At 29.9% G+C, this 17,000-nt stretch carries 21 protein-coding genes and 1 tRNA gene; 2 read left to right on the forward strand and 20 right to left on the reverse strand.

The window, feature by feature from the left end:
• Positions 1-24: 24 nt before the first annotated feature.
• The 10 genes from rseP to C7N41_RS05465 form a co-directional block, all read right to left on the reverse strand.
• Positions 25-1,299, reverse strand: a complete 1,275-nt coding sequence (rseP, locus tag C7N41_RS05420; protein ID WP_105964700.1) for an RIP metalloprotease RseP — start codon at positions 1,297-1,299, stop codon at positions 25-27.
• Between the two features lie 25 nt (positions 1,300-1,324).
• Positions 1,325-2,113, reverse strand: coding sequence for a phosphatidate cytidylyltransferase (locus tag C7N41_RS05425; RefSeq protein ID WP_105964701.1), 789 nt, complete (start codon positions 2,111-2,113; stop codon positions 1,325-1,327).
• A gap of 15 nt (positions 2,114-2,128) precedes the next feature.
• On the reverse strand, positions 2,129-2,890 hold the full coding sequence (locus tag C7N41_RS05430) for an isoprenyl transferase (protein WP_105964702.1): 762 nt from the start codon (positions 2,888-2,890) through the stop codon (positions 2,129-2,131).
• A 73-nt stretch (positions 2,891-2,963) separates the two neighbouring features.
• Positions 2,964-3,362 carry a hypothetical protein gene (locus C7N41_RS05435; protein WP_105964703.1) on the reverse strand — a complete coding sequence of 133 codons (399 nt, stop codon included), beginning with the start codon at positions 3,360-3,362 and terminating at the stop codon, positions 2,964-2,966.
• Positions 3,363-3,373: 11 nt separating this feature from the next.
• Positions 3,374-3,937 (reverse strand): ribosome recycling factor, encoded by a 564-nt coding sequence (gene frr, locus C7N41_RS05440; protein ID WP_105964704.1) that lies wholly within the window; start codon positions 3,935-3,937, stop codon positions 3,374-3,376.
• Between the two features lie 3 nt (positions 3,938-3,940).
• Entirely contained in the window at positions 3,941-4,663 is a 723-nt protein-coding gene (pyrH, locus tag C7N41_RS05445; protein ID WP_105964705.1) for a UMP kinase, read from the reverse strand.
• Between the two features lie 143 nt (positions 4,664-4,806).
• Positions 4,807-5,682 carry a translation elongation factor Ts gene (gene tsf, locus C7N41_RS05450; RefSeq protein WP_105964706.1) on the reverse strand — a complete coding sequence of 292 codons (876 nt, stop codon included), beginning with the start codon at positions 5,680-5,682 and terminating at the stop codon, positions 4,807-4,809.
• A 123-nt stretch (positions 5,683-5,805) separates the two neighbouring features.
• A complete protein-coding gene (gene rpsB, locus C7N41_RS05455) occupies positions 5,806-6,555 on the reverse strand; it encodes a 30S ribosomal protein S2 (protein ID WP_105964707.1) in 750 nt (249 codons plus the stop codon).
• 165 nt (positions 6,556-6,720) lie between these two features.
• Positions 6,721-6,996 (reverse strand): GIY-YIG nuclease family protein, encoded by a 276-nt coding sequence (locus C7N41_RS05460; protein WP_105964708.1) that lies wholly within the window; start codon positions 6,994-6,996, stop codon positions 6,721-6,723.
• Positions 6,986-7,768, reverse strand: coding sequence for a tRNA1(Val) (adenine(37)-N6)-methyltransferase (locus tag C7N41_RS05465; RefSeq protein WP_105964709.1), 783 nt, complete (start codon positions 7,766-7,768; stop codon positions 6,986-6,988). The genes C7N41_RS05460 and C7N41_RS05465 overlap by 11 nt, the downstream gene beginning before the upstream one ends.
• Positions 7,769-7,823: 55 nt before the next feature.
• Here C7N41_RS05465 and C7N41_RS05470 point away from each other — a divergent pair, with 55 nt between their 5' ends.
• Complete coding sequence (locus tag C7N41_RS05470) at positions 7,824-8,450, forward strand: lysophospholipid acyltransferase family protein (protein WP_105964710.1); 627 nt, start codon at positions 7,824-7,826, stop codon at positions 8,448-8,450.
• A 38-nt stretch (positions 8,451-8,488) separates the two neighbouring features.
• Here the strand turns inward: C7N41_RS05470 and C7N41_RS05475 are convergent, their stop codons facing one another.
• A complete protein-coding gene (locus tag C7N41_RS05475; protein WP_105964711.1) occupies positions 8,489-8,707 on the reverse strand; it encodes a YneF family protein in 219 nt (72 codons plus the stop codon).
• Positions 8,708-8,790: 83 nt separating this feature from the next.
• Positions 8,791-9,042, reverse strand: coding sequence for a DUF896 domain-containing protein (locus C7N41_RS05480; RefSeq protein WP_105964712.1), 252 nt, complete (start codon positions 9,040-9,042; stop codon positions 8,791-8,793).
• A gap of 98 nt (positions 9,043-9,140) precedes the next feature.
• Between C7N41_RS05480 and lexA the strand changes: the two genes are divergently transcribed.
• Positions 9,141-9,776: a transcriptional repressor LexA gene (gene lexA / locus C7N41_RS05485; protein WP_105964713.1), complete on the forward strand. Its 636-nt coding sequence runs from the start codon at positions 9,141-9,143 to the stop codon at positions 9,774-9,776.
• Here lexA and C7N41_RS05490 read toward each other — a convergent pair.
• The 8 genes from C7N41_RS05490 to rnz form a co-directional block, all read right to left on the reverse strand.
• Positions 9,773-10,210 carry a nucleoside 2-deoxyribosyltransferase gene (locus C7N41_RS05490; protein ID WP_105964714.1) on the reverse strand — a complete coding sequence of 146 codons (438 nt, stop codon included), beginning with the start codon at positions 10,208-10,210 and terminating at the stop codon, positions 9,773-9,775. The two genes, lexA and C7N41_RS05490, sit on opposite strands and share 4 nt — an antisense overlap.
• Positions 10,211-10,221: 11 nt before the next feature.
• Positions 10,222-11,388, reverse strand: a complete 1,167-nt coding sequence (locus C7N41_RS05495; RefSeq protein WP_105964715.1) for a hydroxymethylglutaryl-CoA synthase — start codon at positions 11,386-11,388, stop codon at positions 10,222-10,224.
• Positions 11,389-11,489: 101 nt separating this feature from the next.
• A complete protein-coding gene (locus C7N41_RS05500; protein ID WP_105956153.1) occupies positions 11,490-11,732 on the reverse strand; it encodes a hypothetical protein in 243 nt (80 codons plus the stop codon).
• A 69-nt stretch (positions 11,733-11,801) separates the two neighbouring features.
• Complete coding sequence (locus tag C7N41_RS05505) at positions 11,802-12,938, reverse strand: family 20 glycosylhydrolase (protein WP_105964716.1); 1,137 nt, start codon at positions 12,936-12,938, stop codon at positions 11,802-11,804.
• Positions 12,939-13,059: 121 nt separating this feature from the next.
• A tRNA-Ser gene (locus tag C7N41_RS05510) sits at positions 13,060-13,146 on the reverse strand.
• Positions 13,147-13,183: 37 nt separating this feature from the next.
• Positions 13,184-13,702, reverse strand: coding sequence for an adenine phosphoribosyltransferase (locus C7N41_RS05515; RefSeq protein WP_105964717.1), 519 nt, complete (start codon positions 13,700-13,702; stop codon positions 13,184-13,186).
• A gap of 26 nt (positions 13,703-13,728) precedes the next feature.
• Positions 13,729-16,032: a single-stranded-DNA-specific exonuclease RecJ gene (gene recJ, locus C7N41_RS05520; RefSeq protein WP_105964718.1), complete on the reverse strand. Its 2,304-nt coding sequence runs from the start codon at positions 16,030-16,032 to the stop codon at positions 13,729-13,731.
• A gap of 13 nt (positions 16,033-16,045) precedes the next feature.
• The gene (gene rnz / locus C7N41_RS05525) at positions 16,046-16,981 is read right to left on the reverse strand and encodes a ribonuclease Z (protein ID WP_105964719.1); all 936 of its coding nucleotides are present in this window, start codon (positions 16,979-16,981) and stop codon (positions 16,046-16,048) included.
• Between the last annotated feature and the right edge of the window lie 19 nt (positions 16,982-17,000).

The raw sequence follows: 17,000 nt of genomic DNA on the forward strand, positions 1-17,000 counted from the left end.
AAAATCTCCTTTAGTTTTACTTAATTAATGTAAAAAGTATCTTTGTATATCATTTAGAGTAACCAAAATCATAAGAATAACAATAAAGGCAAAGCCAACCAGAGTAACAATCGTTTCGACTTTTTCTGATGCTGGCTTTCTTCTAATTGCTTCAATAATGTTCAATAATATTTTACCACCATCTAAAGCAGGAATCGGAATAAAGTTAATAATGGCTAAATTAATTGATAGGAAAGCTATAAAGTAAACTATTCCATCAATACCCAATTTAGCAGCTTGCGAAGTGTTAGCAAAAATAGCAACAGGTCCGCCCAAATCATTTAAACTGAAATGTCCAGAAAACATAGATATTAACTTAGTAACTAATAATTTAGTAAAATCCCATGTTTGATTAAATCCGGACAATGCTTTAGCAATAAATGAGTGATTTAAAGTTTGGGTTACCCCAATAACTCCATATTTAGTAGAACCACTTTTAGCAGATTGTGTTTTTAAAGAAATATTTTTTTCAGCATCATTATTAGCAATTTTTAAATTAACTTTTTGATTAGGTTTAGATTGAATAGCAACCGTCAAATCTTTCCAAGTATTCGTTTTTTGTCCATCAATACTTAATATCTTATCTCCATTTTTAATACCAGCATCTCTAGCAACAGAATTATTGGGTGTAACATTAACAGTATTAGTATTTGAAGGGGCACCACCCTGTAAGAAAGATAAAATAGAAAAAGCAATAACTGCTAAAAGAATATTATTAAAAATACCTGCAAAGTTAGTAATTAATTTTTTCCACACTGGAGCATTTTGAAATTGAACATCATTAGGAGCTATTTGAACAGCTGTTCCATCATGCTCAATTATGACAGCATCATGACTAACTGTATATCTTTTTTTAGATTCTTCATTTCCGTTTTCAAAGCCTTCAATGAAAAGATTCTTTTCTAAATCACAGTTTGTTACTTCAAGGGGTAGTCCTTGATATAAAGTTTGTTTTTTACTAGTGTTAATTGAATTTACAACTTGATTATCATCAAATTGTAAACTAACAGGCGTTCCTGGTTCTAATTCTTGTGATTCATTATCAGCAGATCCAGCCATACGGACATATCCACCCAATGGTAACAATCTAACAGTATAGGTCGTTGAATTGTGTCGATAATAAAATAATTTTGGTCCCATTCCAATAGAAAATTCGCGAACCATAATACCAGATTTTTTGGCTACTATGAAATGTCCAAATTCATGAACAAATACAAGAATTCCAAAAACTATTATGAAAGCTATGATAGTTATAATCAAAAAAATCGCTCCTTTAAATAATTAGCTAAATAATACCAAACAAATGTAGTATTGGTAATACAAAAAGCAAGCTATCAAAACGGTCTAGAATCCCACCATGTCCAGGTAAAATTTTACCGGAATCTTTTACTCTATAAAAACGTTTTAATGATGATTCTACTAAATCACCTAATTGTCCAACAATAGAAAGCAATAATGTTATAAGAATTGCTGATAAAATAGAAACATTCCCAATGTTATAAATTAGCATCCAAACAGTTCCTATTACAGTAGCTATTAAAGAACCACAAATTGATCCTTCCCATGTTTTATTAGGACTAACATGCGGAGCTAATTTATGTTTACCTAATTGCTTACCAAATATGTAGGCTCCACTATCAGTTAGCCAAACAATAAATAGCGCATAAAATAGAGTAGCTATACTATCAGATCTTGCTGAAACAAAATAATGAAATCCAACACCTACATATAGCATGCTCAAAGTCATTACTCCTGTATCATCAAACGAGAATCTATTTTTAGTAAACACGTTTCTAAGTAATAACAACATAACTACTAAATAAAATAAAAACTGTGATGATAAGAAGCTTGGTAAATGCGCATACCATTGATCAGGTGCTATAACTATTGCTACACCTAAAAATGATAGCATTGCTTCAGGAGAAACAACCAATTTCTTTTTCATAACTAAAATTTCAGATACAGCGACTATTCCTAATAATAAGGCCGCAATATCTATAAATATTCCACCAATTAAAACAATTGGAATAAAAATTATTAATGCGATAATCGCAGTTAAAACTCTTTGTTTCATTTTTAATTCCTCTATTTATTTATTTTTTAGACCACCAAATCGACGATGACGATTTTGATATTCATGAATACATTCTTTTAAATTAGAATCCTTATAGTCAGGCCATTTAGTTTTATCAAAAACAAATTCACTATAGGCCACTTGCCATAGAAGAAAATTTGATAAACGTTCTTCCCCACTAGTTCTAATTAATAGATCCGGATTAGATAGCTCCTTCAAATTAGATGTCATTAAAGATTCTTCAACAACATTATCATTAATATCATCAACATTTAAGTTACCATTTTTAACACGACTAGATATTTTTTTAATTGCTGAAACAATTTCATCATGGCTACCATAATTCAAAGCAAAATTTAGAATCATTCCATTACAATCTTTAGTATCATAGATGGCCTTTTGAACCGCATTTTTTGTACTATTAGGTAATTTGTCAATTTCTCCCATAACATTTACTTTAACATTATTTTCTATCAACTCTGGAACAAACTTATTAAAGAAACGTTCCGGTAATCCTAATAAATACTTAACCTCTTTTTCAGGTCGATGCCAATTTTCAGTAGAAAAGGCATATAGAGTTAATACCTTGACTCCAAGATTACTGGCTGATTTAGTTATCGTTCTAACAACTTCCATACCTTGTTTATGGCCAGCAATTCTAGGCAAATGCCTTTGCTTAGCCCATCTGCCATTTCCATCCATAATAATAGCAATGTGAGCAGGAATGTTATTAGGATCTAGTTGATGGTCTTCTAATGAATTATTTTTATTAAACATATTATCACCTATAAATTAACTATAAACAAATAAAGGATGAGTGGTATCCTCATCCTAAATTGCCAATTAAATTTTATTGAATTAGTCTCCATTCTCCACGTTTAGTATCAACTAATGTTTGGAAATATTTCAATAATTGGTTTGCATCTGCTGCGCTTTGTTCACCAAGCATGTTTAAACCTTTACCTGTAGGAATTGGATCAGTTAAATCAGTGATTTCATTCTTATCTTCTATAGTAGCTTGGGTAAATGCAACAATCCAATCATCTTCAATTAATTTAGAAATAACAAAGAATAAATTAAAATCGTCAGTAACATAAGCAGGCATTACATATACATTATCTTGAATTTCTTGTAATTTGTTACCGTTGTATTCTAAAGCTTGGATATTTGAATTATCCATATCTTTGTTTAATTTAAAAATCATTTTTTCAAATTCTTTTGTACCTGGGGTTAATTCTTGTTCTGACATAAATATCTCCCTTATCCGTTCATTACTTCGTTTTCTTTATCAGAAACGATTTGATCAACATGTTTAATTTCCTTATCAGTTAATTGTTGAACTTGATCTTCTAAACGATGTGCTTCATCATCGTTAAAGTCATCACTCTTATTACCTTTTTTAACTGCGTCCATTGCTTCACGTCTAACATTTCTAATAGCAACTTTATTACTTTCACCAGTTGCTTTAACTTTTTTAGATACTTCAGAACGACGTTCTTCAGTTAATTGTGGAATAACCATTCTAATTTTATCACCATCATTAGCTGGATTAATTCCTAAATCAGCTTCTAAAATACCTTTTTCAATATTATTTAAGGCTGATTTATCATAAGGACTAACCATAATAACTCTAGCTTCAGGAACAGTAATTGCAGCAATTTGGTTTAATGGAGTGGTAGCCCCATAATAATCAACTGTAACACCTGACAATAAACTAGGGTTGGCGCGACCAGCACGAATTCCACCTAAATCATGTTTTAATGCTTCGGTAGTCTTTTGCATTTTGCTTTTTGCATTATCTAAAACTTCTTTTGAAGTAACCATTATTTATTTCCCCCTAACAGTTGTTCCAATTTTTTCACCTTGAACAACCTTTTTAATGTTCCCATTTTCATTTAAATTAAATACTACTAACGGAATATTATTATCCATTGATAATGAACTTGCAGTAGTATCCATAACATTTAAGTTTTTATTAATGATATCCATTTGAGTTAATTCATCATACTTAACTGCATTGGGATCTTCATTAGGATCAGCTGAATAAATTCCATCTACACCATTTTTAGCCATCAAAATAGCATCAGCATGAACTTCAGCAGCTCTTAAAGCAGCTGTAGTATCAGTTGAAAAGTATGGATTACCAGTACCACCAGCAAAAATAACTACTCGATTTTTTTGCAAATGACGAACAGCCTTTCTTCTGATATATGGTTCAGCAATTTGTCTCATTTCAATTGAAGTTTGTACTCTGGTGGGAACATCAATTGATTCTAAATTATCTTGTAATGAAAGTCCATTCATTATGGTTGCAAGCATTCCAACATAATCAGCTTGAGTTCTTTCCATACCCATTTTTGCACCAGCAACACCACGCCACATGTTACCACCACCGACAACAATAGCAACCTGGATGCCTAATTTATATACTTCTTTTATTTCTTCAGCAATTTTTTTAATAACTGGAGGATTAATTCCAAATCCTTTATCCCCAGCCAAGGCTTCACCACTTAGTTTCAAGACGATACGTTTGTATTTTACGTCTGACATTGAACTTCCTCCATTAAAATAATTCATTAATATAATTTTAGCATAACATAAATAACAAAAACAGATTAATAAACTAAAATTAAATAAATTATAAAAAAAGGAGTGCCAAAATATAGCACCCCCTCCTTATCTTAATAATTAAATTATTTAATTTGACTATTTACTTCATCAGCAAAACTTTGTTCTTCTTTTTCGATACCTTCTCCAACTTCGTAACGAGCAAAGGCTTCAAGTTCTCCACCATTGTCTTTAACAAATTGAGCAACAGTTTTGTCTGAATCCATAACGAATTCTTGGTCAGCTAAACTAATTTCTGATAAGAATTTGTTTAAACGACCTTCAACCATTTTTTCAACAATTTTTTCAGGTTTACCTTCATCTAAGGCTTCCTTCTTCAATTCTTCACGTTCTTTATCTAAACGATCAGCAGGAACTGAATTTCTGTCTAAATATTCAGGGTTAGTAGCGGCAATATGCATAGCAACATGCTTAGCAACTTCTTCATCTGCACCCTTAATTTGTACTAAGGCACCAATTAAACCACCATTATGCAAGTAAGCACCAAAGTTGGCATCGTCATCCTTATTAAAGATTTCAAAACGACGTAAAGTAATCTTTTCACCAGTGATTTGAGTTGTATTAATAATCTTGTCATTGATAGTTTCACCATCAACATCTAACTTAAGTGCAGCTTCAACGTCAGCTGGTTGTTCTTCAACAATCTTAGCTGCAACCATATCAATTAAGTTTTTGAAATCATCATTACCTGAAACAAAATCTGTTTCAGCGTTGATTTCAACAATAGCAGCTGCATTACTATTAGTAACAACACGTGTTAAACCTGCATTAGCAACACGGTCACTCTTCTTTTCAGCTTTTGCGATACCTTTTTCACGTAAAAATTCTAAAGCAGCTTTTTCATCACCATCAGAAGAAACTAAAGCTTTTTTAGCATCCATCATACCTACACTAGTTTTGTCACGTAAGTTTTTTACTTGAGCAGCAGTAATTTTTGCCATTTAAATGGCCTCCTTAAAATATTTAATTCTATTTTATAAAAAAAGGCTGACTCTGCATTAGGCCTTTCGGTCCAAACACATGAGTCAGCCTAAGTGCACAAATGTAAATAATTATTTAATTAATTATTTGTTTTCACTTTCATCTTTTGAATCATTGCCATCTTTGAAAGTGTTTTCGTCAACTTCTTCTTCACCTTGGTTACCTTCAACAATAGCATCAGCCATCTTAGAAGTAATTAAGCGAACAGCACGAATAGCATCATCATTTGATGGGATAATTACATCGATATCGTCTGGGTTAGTGTTAGTATCAACCATAGCAACGATAGGAATATTTAATTTGTGAGCTTCGTTAACAGCAAGTTGTTCTTTACGAGGATCAACAATAAACATAACATCAGGAATCTTAGGCATATCTTCGATACCACCTAAGAATTTTTCTAACTTGTCAGTTTGTTTCTTTAATAAAGAAACTTCTTTCTTAGGTAATCTTTCAAAAGTACCGTCTTCAGCCATTTTCTTAAGATCTTTTAAGTACTTAATACGACTTTGGATAGTATCCCAGTTAGTTAAAGTTCCACCTAACCAACGGTGGTTAACATAAAATTGACCAGCACGAGTTGCTTCTTCTTGAATTGAATCTTGTGCTTGTTTTTTAGTACCAACAAATAAGAATACAGCATTCTTTGATGCTTCATCCTTAACAAATTTGTAAGCATTATCAATCATTTTTACAGTTTTTTGTAAATCAATGATGTAAATACCATTACGTTGAGTAAAGATGTACTTCTTCATCTTAGGATTCCAACGACGAGTTTGGTGTCCAAAATGAACACCTGCTTCTAACAATTGTTTCATAGAAATAACAGCCATTATAATAGCCCTCCAAATAGTTTTTTCCTCCTCAATGATCAACTAATATGGTGACTTATTAAAAAGCACTAGCCAAATTATCACATTGAGTGTGAATTAGTAATTAAATTACCATATACAATAATAAATCATTAACAATAATTAATCAATATTAAAATTAAATAATTATCTAAAAAGCTTTCCATTCACACCATTATTCAATAAATATTTTATTTTTTGATTTCTAGGTTGATGCTTAAATGCATATTCAGCTTTTAAAGCATCCCCTTTATTTTCAAAAGACTCATAATATATCATCTTTACTGGTAAATGAGATCTAGTATATTTTGCTCCCTTACCTGATTGATGTTTTAATAAACGTTGCTGTAAGTTATTAGTAAATCCACCATAAAGAGAATTATCACCGCACAATAGTACATACATATAATATTTATTCACCATATAGTAGTTTCCTTACATAATCACTATATTCATTACTATTGTCTTTATATGTAATTATTGGTGGTAAAATTTTCATCCCAGATTTTTTGCCTTTGTTAATCCCTTCAATTAGAACCATATTAGAATCTTTAGTTTTTCGTGGATATATAAATTGTAATTTCTTTGGTGCTATACCATGCTTTAACATAGTATCCATAATTTCTAGCAAGCGATCTGGACGATAAACCAAATAAATTTTCGCATTAGTTTTTAGCATCTCACTACTTGCTGACATTATCGATTCTAAATTTGTAGTTATTTCATGCCTAGCAATTGCTAAATATTTATTAGGATTCTTCTTACTTGTAGGCAAATCAGGAAAATATGGTGGATTACAAGTTATAACATCGATAGAATCTTTAGCAAGATAATTATTAAATTTTGATAAATCAGAGTTAATTACTCTTATCTTGTCTTCTAAATGATTTAATAAAACACTTCTTTTAGCCATATCGGCCAATTTATTTTGAAGTTCAATTTCAAATATTTCACCATTAGTTTTATGTGACATAAACATTCCAACTGCACCATTTCCAGCACACAAATCTACTATTTTAGATTTATTTTTATTAGGCAGTTTAGCAAAATTAGCCAGAAGCACTGCATCCAGAGAAAATGAGAAAACTTCAGGATTTTGAATAATTTTAATGTCGTTACTATATAATTGATCTATTCTTTCATTTTCGTGTAATAATTTGTTCAATTTAATTTCCACCTTAATTTTAGGTTGCATATAGTAATAGTAATAGAATATTATTATTTTATAAAGTATTGAGAGGAGAAACAGTATGTATTCTTTTTTAAGAGTATTAGCTAGAGTCATTTTATATACGATAAATGGTAAACCAAAATTTAAAAATAAAGATAGAATTCCTAAAGGAAATTATGTTTTAGTTGCCCCACATAGGACTTGGTTTGATCCATTATATTATGCATTAGCTGCTAGCCCTAAAGAATTCGCATTTATGGCAAAAAAAGAACTATTCAAAAATCCAATTTTAAGATATATTTTAGTTCATGCAAATGTTTTAAGTGTCGATAGAGAAAATCCTGGTCCATCAGTTATAAAAGAACCAGTTAGAATTTTGCAAAAGTCGGATAAATCATTAATTATCTTTCCATCTGGAACTAGACATTCACAAAGTTTAAAGGGTGGCGCAACTTTAATTTCAAAATTATCTAAGACACCTTTGCTACCAGCAACCTATCAAGGACCGCTAACATTTAAATCCTTGTTTTCTAGAAAACAGTCTACTATTAATTTTGGTGAACCAATATATATTGATAAAAAGCTAAAATTAAATGAAGATGGACAAAGTAAGATCGAACAGCAAATGCAAGATGCTTTCGACAAATTAGATGACGAAATAGATCCTAATTTTAAATATGTAGATCCAGCTAAAAAAGAAAAATAAAAAGGATTAAAATCAATTAGATTTTAATCCTTTTTATTTTATTTAGAATGAGCTTTCATACTATTCATCATTTGATTTAACTTTTTGGTAGATGGTTTTTGTCCCATTTGTAACATCATTGCTCTTAATTGATCTTTATTAATTGGTGGATTATCTTTAAGATATTTTTCCATATACTTACGAGCCATAAAGAAACCACCGATTAATCCTAGGATTAATGCTACTAAAACAACTACAATCCATAGAAATGTATTCACAGATATCCCTCCTAGCTTCATATACGAACATATATTTTATTTTACACAAAGTATAAATAAATTTCAAAATTATTTTTAGTATATTAGTCGTCACGTAGGCCTTTTTTACGTTGAATATTTTTAACCTTATCGGAGGTTATTTCTTTCCCCTTTTTATTATAAACCTGAACCATCTCAATCTGGCTTCTCATATTTTCTTTAAAGCGCTTTAGATATTTTTTGTGCAAATCTTTTCTTTCAGCACTTTCAGCTTCAGTCAAGCCTTGTTCTTTTTTCTTTTTTGATAATTCATTAATTCTTGGAATAAGTTCTTTTAACACTTTGTCTTCTGCCATTTTAAAGTCTCCTTTTTATAAAATTGCGAACGTTTGTTTACATTTCCTTATTATGCTAATATTAAAGCTAAATAAAATCAAGAATTGGGGCGTCGTATATGACCTTACCAAAGGATAAAGTATCTTCTAAACAAATAAATATATTAAAATTCATTTGGAACTCAATCAATAATCAAGGTTATCCACCAACAGTAAGAGAAATTGCTAAAGAAATGGGTTTAGCATCTACATCAACTGTGCATGGATATTTAAGCCGTCTCTCACAAAAAGGTCTTTTAATCAAAAACAATGCTAAACCAAGAGCAATTGAAATTACCGAAGATGGATTGAAACAGTTAGGGGTTAACTTTCATTCCAATCAAATACCAATATTAGGAAATGTTGCTGCTGGTGAACCCATTCTTGCAGTAGAAAATTCAAATGAATATTTTTCTTTACCTGACCAATATAATAATGACAGCGATATATTTATGCTGAATATAAAAGGCGAAAGTATGGTTAATATTGGAATATTTAATAATGATAAAGTTATTGTTAAGAAGCAGTCAATTGCTGAAAATGGTGACATTGTAATTGCAATGAACGATAAAAGCGAAGCAACATGCAAGAGATTTTTCAAAGAAAGTGATCATTATAGATTACAACCAGAAAATGACTATATGAGTCCAATTATATTAGATAACGTTAAAATATTAGGTAAAGTAATTGGATTGTATAGAGATAATATTAGTTAAAATACTTTCCCCTCATAATAAGATTCTGGTAAATTATTAAAATCATAGTTTTTCACTTCTTCAACCTTAGTTAAATAGGCGATCGAACTATTACTTAACATTAAATTAACATTATTATCTTTTTCGTGAAAAATAATAATTGGTTTATTTATAGCTTTAGCATACCCAATTTCAAAAGCTGTACCACTATCTACATTATCTTCAACATAGTCGATAATTGCGATAATGGCATCAGCTTTTTTTATTTCATCAGTATCTAATTTAAATACCTTTTTAGACCATTGCTGAGTGCCAACTTCACAATCTTTAACTTCTGATTTTCTTGGACTAAATACACTATTTACGGTATTATTTTTCGCTAAAGCAGTCTCTATTCTAGAAATTCTGTCGATTTGTTCATCATCAAAAAATGGACTAGCTAAATATAAATTCATATTAATTTCCCCTATTTATGGTCATAAATTCTTTGATTATCTTTTAGTGCTTTTAAGAAAAATTCAGCATCATCAGATTGCCAATTTAAGTTCATATTAACATTTTTAATAGGAATCCAGTTATTAAACATCGTTTCATATTCATCAATTGTTAATTTTTCTCTATTGTTAAGCATCGAGTTAATATCTTCTACTGAATCATTATTCTTGAAATTTTGTTCTAATTTCATTGAGAAAAATTCACCTTGAGCTCCAGAACCATAACTAAATAAACCAATTCTATCTCCGCTTTGTAAATCATTTGAATTATTAATTAATGATAAGAAACTTAAATATAATGATCCTGTATATAAATTACCAATATTTTCACTATATATCTTGCTAAAATTAAATTCATTCTTTAATTCTTCTTGTTTTGATTCAGAAGCTTCAGTCAAAACTGCTCTTAATCCTTTAATCCCCATTTTTACATATGGTAGATGGAAAGTTAGTGCTTTATAGTCATCAACCGAAAGTTGATTCATTTGGTTATACTTATCCCAAGTATCTTTAAAGAAATCAACATAAACATTATTAGAATAATGGCCATCTACCACCGCTTCTGTACGATATAATGGTCGCCAAAAATCCATAATATCATCTGAATGAAATGCACTTTCACCATCAAAAGAAGCAATGGAAGGATTAGTTGAAACTACCATAGCAATAGCTCCACCACCTTGTGTTACTTCACCAGGAGTATTAAGACCATATCTAGCCACATCAGCACCAATCACTAAAGCCTTTTTATTAGGATGATTGGTTACGTACTCTTTAGCCATTTGTAACCCTGCTGTGGCACCATAACATGCTTGTTTGATTTCAAAAGCACGAGCAGATGCATTCAACTTTAATAAGTTTTGTAGATATATAGCTGCTGATTTTGAATTATCAACGCCAGTTTCTGTACCAAAAATGATTAAGTCGATACTTTTCTTATCATCATCATTAATAATTTTTTGACTAGCATTTGCAGCCATTGTTACAACATCTTGAGTATTAGGAATTACAGCTTGTTTTTTTTGACCAATTCCAATTAAATATTTATTTGGATCTTCATTTCTAGCATTTGCTAAATCCACCATATCAATGTATTTATCAGGTGAATAAAAACCAATTTTATCAATTCCAACCTTCAATTTACTCACTCAACTTTCATAAAAGAATAATATTATTTTACTATCAATCACTTTAATAACAAAATATATAGAATAAAAAGCACACATAAGTGTGCTTTTTATTATTTTTCTAGATGAATTTTATATTGGTCTGAATTATTCATAGAGTTAATAATTTGACCTTCTGATAATTGACCTGTATATACAAAGTTTTCATGTTTTTGACCAGTTGAAATAAATGTCCATTGAACCACTTGTTGTCCCATGCCAACAGGAATTCTAACTCCTGATAATTGACCTGTACTATTATCAGATAATTTAATTTCTTGGTTACCCAAATTGGTATTTACGTTTAATTTTAACATTATAAACTCCTTAAAAATTATGTAATACAATATAAATATAACATAATTTATCTAATTAATTAATTTACTTTAATAATTACGTGCTTTTTTAAGAAAATATTTAACAAAATATTCAGTATTTTTATAGGTACTATTTCCATCATATTTATTTGGATATTCTCCCCAAATAGATAATGAAGCACCTATATTATTCTTACTCTTTGTTTTTTGTTTAAGTGATTCATCATTCCACATATTCATCTTCCATTTATTAATATCATCTCGCCATTCTTTAATTGAAGACTTAGTAAAAGAAAGTGGATCAGTAATTATATATAAATAATAACTATTATAATTAATAGTTTTAAAACCAGCAGCATTTAATTGTGGTAATGTCGCTCTTAATTTAATATTGGCCTTATAATCTTCTTTATCACTAACATCACCACTAAGGCTCCAATAATTAATTAATATATTTTTATGATACTTTTTAAGAACTGCTTTATGGAAACTATCATTCCACATTTCTAATTTTAATCCCTTAGAATTTATATAATCATCAATACTATTTATATATTTCACAGCTGCATTTTGATCTTTTCTATTGTTGATAGTAATCTCATCAGCACCTACGCTAAAGTAGAATCCTTTGGGCATCATCCCAACATATTCACTTAATATTTTTTTAGATAAGTTGATGGTTTCTTTCTTACCATAAAACATCTCATTGTATCCATCAGCATTTCTTACTCTTTTAACTAATTTATTACCATTCTTTGTATAAGATAATAATTTAAATAAAGACTGAGCATGCCCAGGTAAATCTATTTCTGGTACAACTTGAATTCCTTTTTCATAACCATACTGAATAACGTCTAATAATTGATCTTTACTTAAAAAAGGTAAATGTGTCTTTTTATTATAATAAACATCACCCTTTTTAGTAGCATTATCAACGGTTTGATTTAATGTAGAATTTTCAATTCCAAAATTTTCATTATCATTTAAATGCAATTGTAAATAAGTTGCTTTGTTTTCACTTAATAAATTAATATATTGTTTTATTTTATCAGTAGAGTAATAAACTCTTGAACAATCTAAAGTTAAACCAATTCTTTTATTATCAGCCGATGCATTAATATTATTTTGAGCTAAGCCAAATAATTGAAAAGACAAGATAATAAAAGTAAAGAAGATTGTAAATATTGTTATAACTTTTTTCTTCATAGACTAAAACTCTTTTCTTTAAAAGTTATAAGCTAATTATAGCATTTATATCCATAAATATCCTAATACTAGGATATAAAAAAAGTACTAATGAAAATATTAGTACTTATAAAACGTTATAAGGAGAGTACAGGAGTCGAACCTGCCCGCCGGAAAAACCGGTTCGTCGGATTTCGAGTCCGATGCATTACCGCTCTGCCAACTCTCCATAATAATGATGTGAAAAATTCACATCATAAATAATTTTAATATTGTAAAAGGCTTAAAAGATCATAGTCTTTAATTTTATCGCGACCCTTTAATTCAGAAATTTCGATGATAAAGGCTGTTCCCACAACAATACCACCTAATTTTTCAACCATTTCAATGGTAGCCTTGATAGTTCCACCAGTTGCTAATAAATCATCGGTAATTAAAACTCTTTGACCAGGTTTAACAGCATCAGCATGAATATATAAAGATGATTTACCATACTCTAATCCATAAGATGCTCCTACAACCTTGCCTGGCAGTTTACCCTTTTTTCTTGCAGGCACAAATCCAATTCCTAAATCATAGGCTACCGGACAACCAACAATAAATCCACGAGCTTCAGGACCGACAATTAAATCTACTTTCTTATCTCTTGCATATCTGACAATTTTATCTGTAGCCTCGCGATATGCTTCACCATTTTCCATCAATGGAGAAATATCTCTAAAAGTAACTCCCTTTTCTGGAAAATTGTCATAACTAGCAACATATTTATACAAATCAAGTGCCATTGGCTAAATAACTTCCTTTCATCCCATCAAAAACAACTACGAATAACTTGATTCAAAGTTGTAGTATCAACATCTAACAATTTTTCTTTAACCGTTAATTGATGCTTTCTAAGAATATAACTTTTAGTTAAAGTTATATCGCTTGATTCAGGATTACGATTACCATTCATAATACCATTTTCAATTGAAATAAACTTCAATTCTTTGAATACATTAATCATAAAAGCTAAATTGCTTTTATCAATTTTTAAATAATCACTTAATAGATCAATATCATCATATATCTTAATGTCTTTATGACCTTCAACAAACCTAAATAAATCAGCATATTGTGATCTAGTAGGCATTTTTTGTGAAAGATTATTACTATAAAGATAAAAAATTAACTTATCCTTTTTATTAATAACATTCAAAACTGAATTAAACGTTTCAAAAGAATCTGGACAATCAACAAATATTATATTATCAAAATTATCTTCTAAAGACAAATTATTATATAAACAAGCTTTAGAATCTTTTCCTATAAAAGGTAATATTTGTTTATAAACATTTTCATGAAAGAAAACATATAGTGAATTACTATACTGAAACATAGATTTATTTAGTTGATTAGACCTTAAATCAACTATTTCAACATCATCACTATAAATATCATCGTTCATGACTTGAATTGTGGTTCTACCTTTCCAAGTATTCTTTTCTAAATGGCCTGCCACATGAACACAATCAAATAATGATTCTAAGTGACTAGCTAATTTACCATTTTTAAAAGCTAAAACATTAATTTTTGAATTATCATCAAGCATCTGAAATTTCAAGTGTTCATTACTTTTTCCCATTGTCTGAACATTAGTAACCATCTGTGGTTCAAATTCAAAGATTGGATATTCATTATCTGTTCCAAATGGTGCTAACATTTGTAAATTATCAAATAGTTGTTGATTAACATCACTAACTTTAATTTTTTTAGCAATTGATAATTTAGGTTTTTGCAACTTTTCAATACCATTATTAACCGCATAATCTTCAAAATGATTAATTAGGGTATTTAAGTCGTCACTCCTAATACTTAATCCAATTGCCATACTATGTCCACCAAATGAAACCATATTCTCACGAATACCATTTATGGCATCAAATAAATCAAATCCTTCAACACTCCTACCTGAACCTTTATATATACCAGTTTCAGGATTGTGACTCATAACAATAGTTGGTTTATTATATTTTTCAACTAAGCGGCTAGCAACAATTCCAACAACACCTTCATGCCAATTATCACCATACACAATAATTGTATGCTTATCCGTATTATTTGATGCCATTTTCGATGCTTGTAGAAAAATATCATCAACTAGCTTTCTTCTTTTTTTATTTTCATTTTCAGTATCATGACTTAAATCATCGGCTACCTCATCATCAAATGTGGTCAATAATTTTACACCAGTTGTTGCATCACTAATTCTACCTAAAGCATTTAAACGAGGTGCTAAACCAAAACTAATGCTTTGTTCATTAATATTATCAGCTTTCAAACCTGCTAATTGTTCAAGATGCATTAATCCTGGACGTTGAGTATCCGATAATTCTTGTAAACCATACTTTACTAAAATACGATTTTCATCTGTTAAAGATACTAAGTCCGCTACAGTCCCAATTGCAGCTAAATCAAAATATTCTTCAGGTATTTCTTCTAATAATGCAGTTGCTACTTTGAATGCTATGCCTACTCCTGAAAAGTCTCCAAAAGGATATTCATCCCCTGGATATCTGGCATGAACAATTGCATATGCCTCTGGAATATCATCAGGAATTTTATGATGATCAGTAATAATCACATCACAATTCATATTATTTGCTAATTCAACTGATTTATTACCAGATATTCCATTATCAACCGTTACAATTAGACTTGTCCCATCATTAATAATTTCTTCGTACTTTTGAGGATTAGGACCGTATCCATCTTTAAAGCGATTAGGAATAAAATATGTTACATTAGCACCTAAATTAACTAGAGTTTCATACATAACAGAAGTACTAGTAATGCCATCAGCATCATAATCACCATAAACTGTAATTTTTTCATTATTTTCAATCGCTTTTTTTATCCGATCACATGCTTTTTGCATATCATGCATTAAATAAGGATCACGCAAATTTTCAATTTGTGGGGTTAAGAATGACTTAATATCATCTATGTTTTTATAACCACGACTAAATAAAATGGAAATTATTAATGGACTAATCCCTAATTTCGTAGCAATATCTTTTTGTTCATCACTTAATACATTTTGATTTAATTGCCAATCGAATTTTGCAGGTATCATTATATTTCATCCTTTAATTGTTTTTTTCAAAGGGTACATCTATTACATCAAAATCCTTAACGACTCTAGTATTGTTAAAGATACTTTGTGCTTGTTTTTGTAATTCTCTAGCCATTTTTCCAGTGTACCTTGCTGAAATATGTGTCAAAAGTAGTTTATCGACATTGGCTTTTTTAGCTAACTTAGCAGCTTGCATGTTAGTTGAATGATAATAATTATGTGCTAATCTGCTCTCACCTTTACCAAAAGTACTTTCATGAACTAAAACATCAGCATTTTCAGCTAATTTATAACTATTAGGATTACTTCTAGTATCACCTATGATAGTAATAATTCTTCCTTTTTGTGATTCACCAATAAAGTCGTTTCCATCAATGGTTCTACCATCATCTAAAGTAACTGTTTCACCGTTTTTTAATTTACCATAAACAGGCCCGGAAGGTATTTTAGCCGCTTTTAGCTTATCAACTAATAGTTCTCCTTGATGATCTTTTTCCACTACACGATAGCCAAAAGATTCAATTTGATGATCTAAGCTATCAGCATAAACTTCAAATTGTTTATTATTTAATAAAACACCTGGTTCATCAAATTCTTCATAATTTATTTTATATGATAACTTGGTTTGAGAAACCCCTAAACTAATTTCGACGAAGTCTTTAACTCCCTTAGGGCCATAAATTGTAACAGGTGTATTTCCTCCTTGAAATGAACGAGAACTTAATAAGCCTGGTAACCCAAAAATATGATCACCATGTAAATGAGTAATAAATATTTTGTTAATTTTACGAGGCTTCAAATTTGAACGTAAAATTTGTTGTTGAGTCCCTTCTCCACAATCAAATAGCCAGACGGAATTACATTCGTCTAATAGTTTTAAAGCTGTTGCTGAAACATTTCTAAATTTACCTGGTACACCAGAACCAGTTCCTAAAAATTCTAATTGCATAAAGATCTATTCCTTTTTA

Source organism: Apilactobacillus micheneri (assembly GCF_002993975.1).
Lineage (GTDB): Bacteria > Bacillota > Bacilli > Lactobacillales > Lactobacillaceae > Apilactobacillus > Apilactobacillus micheneri.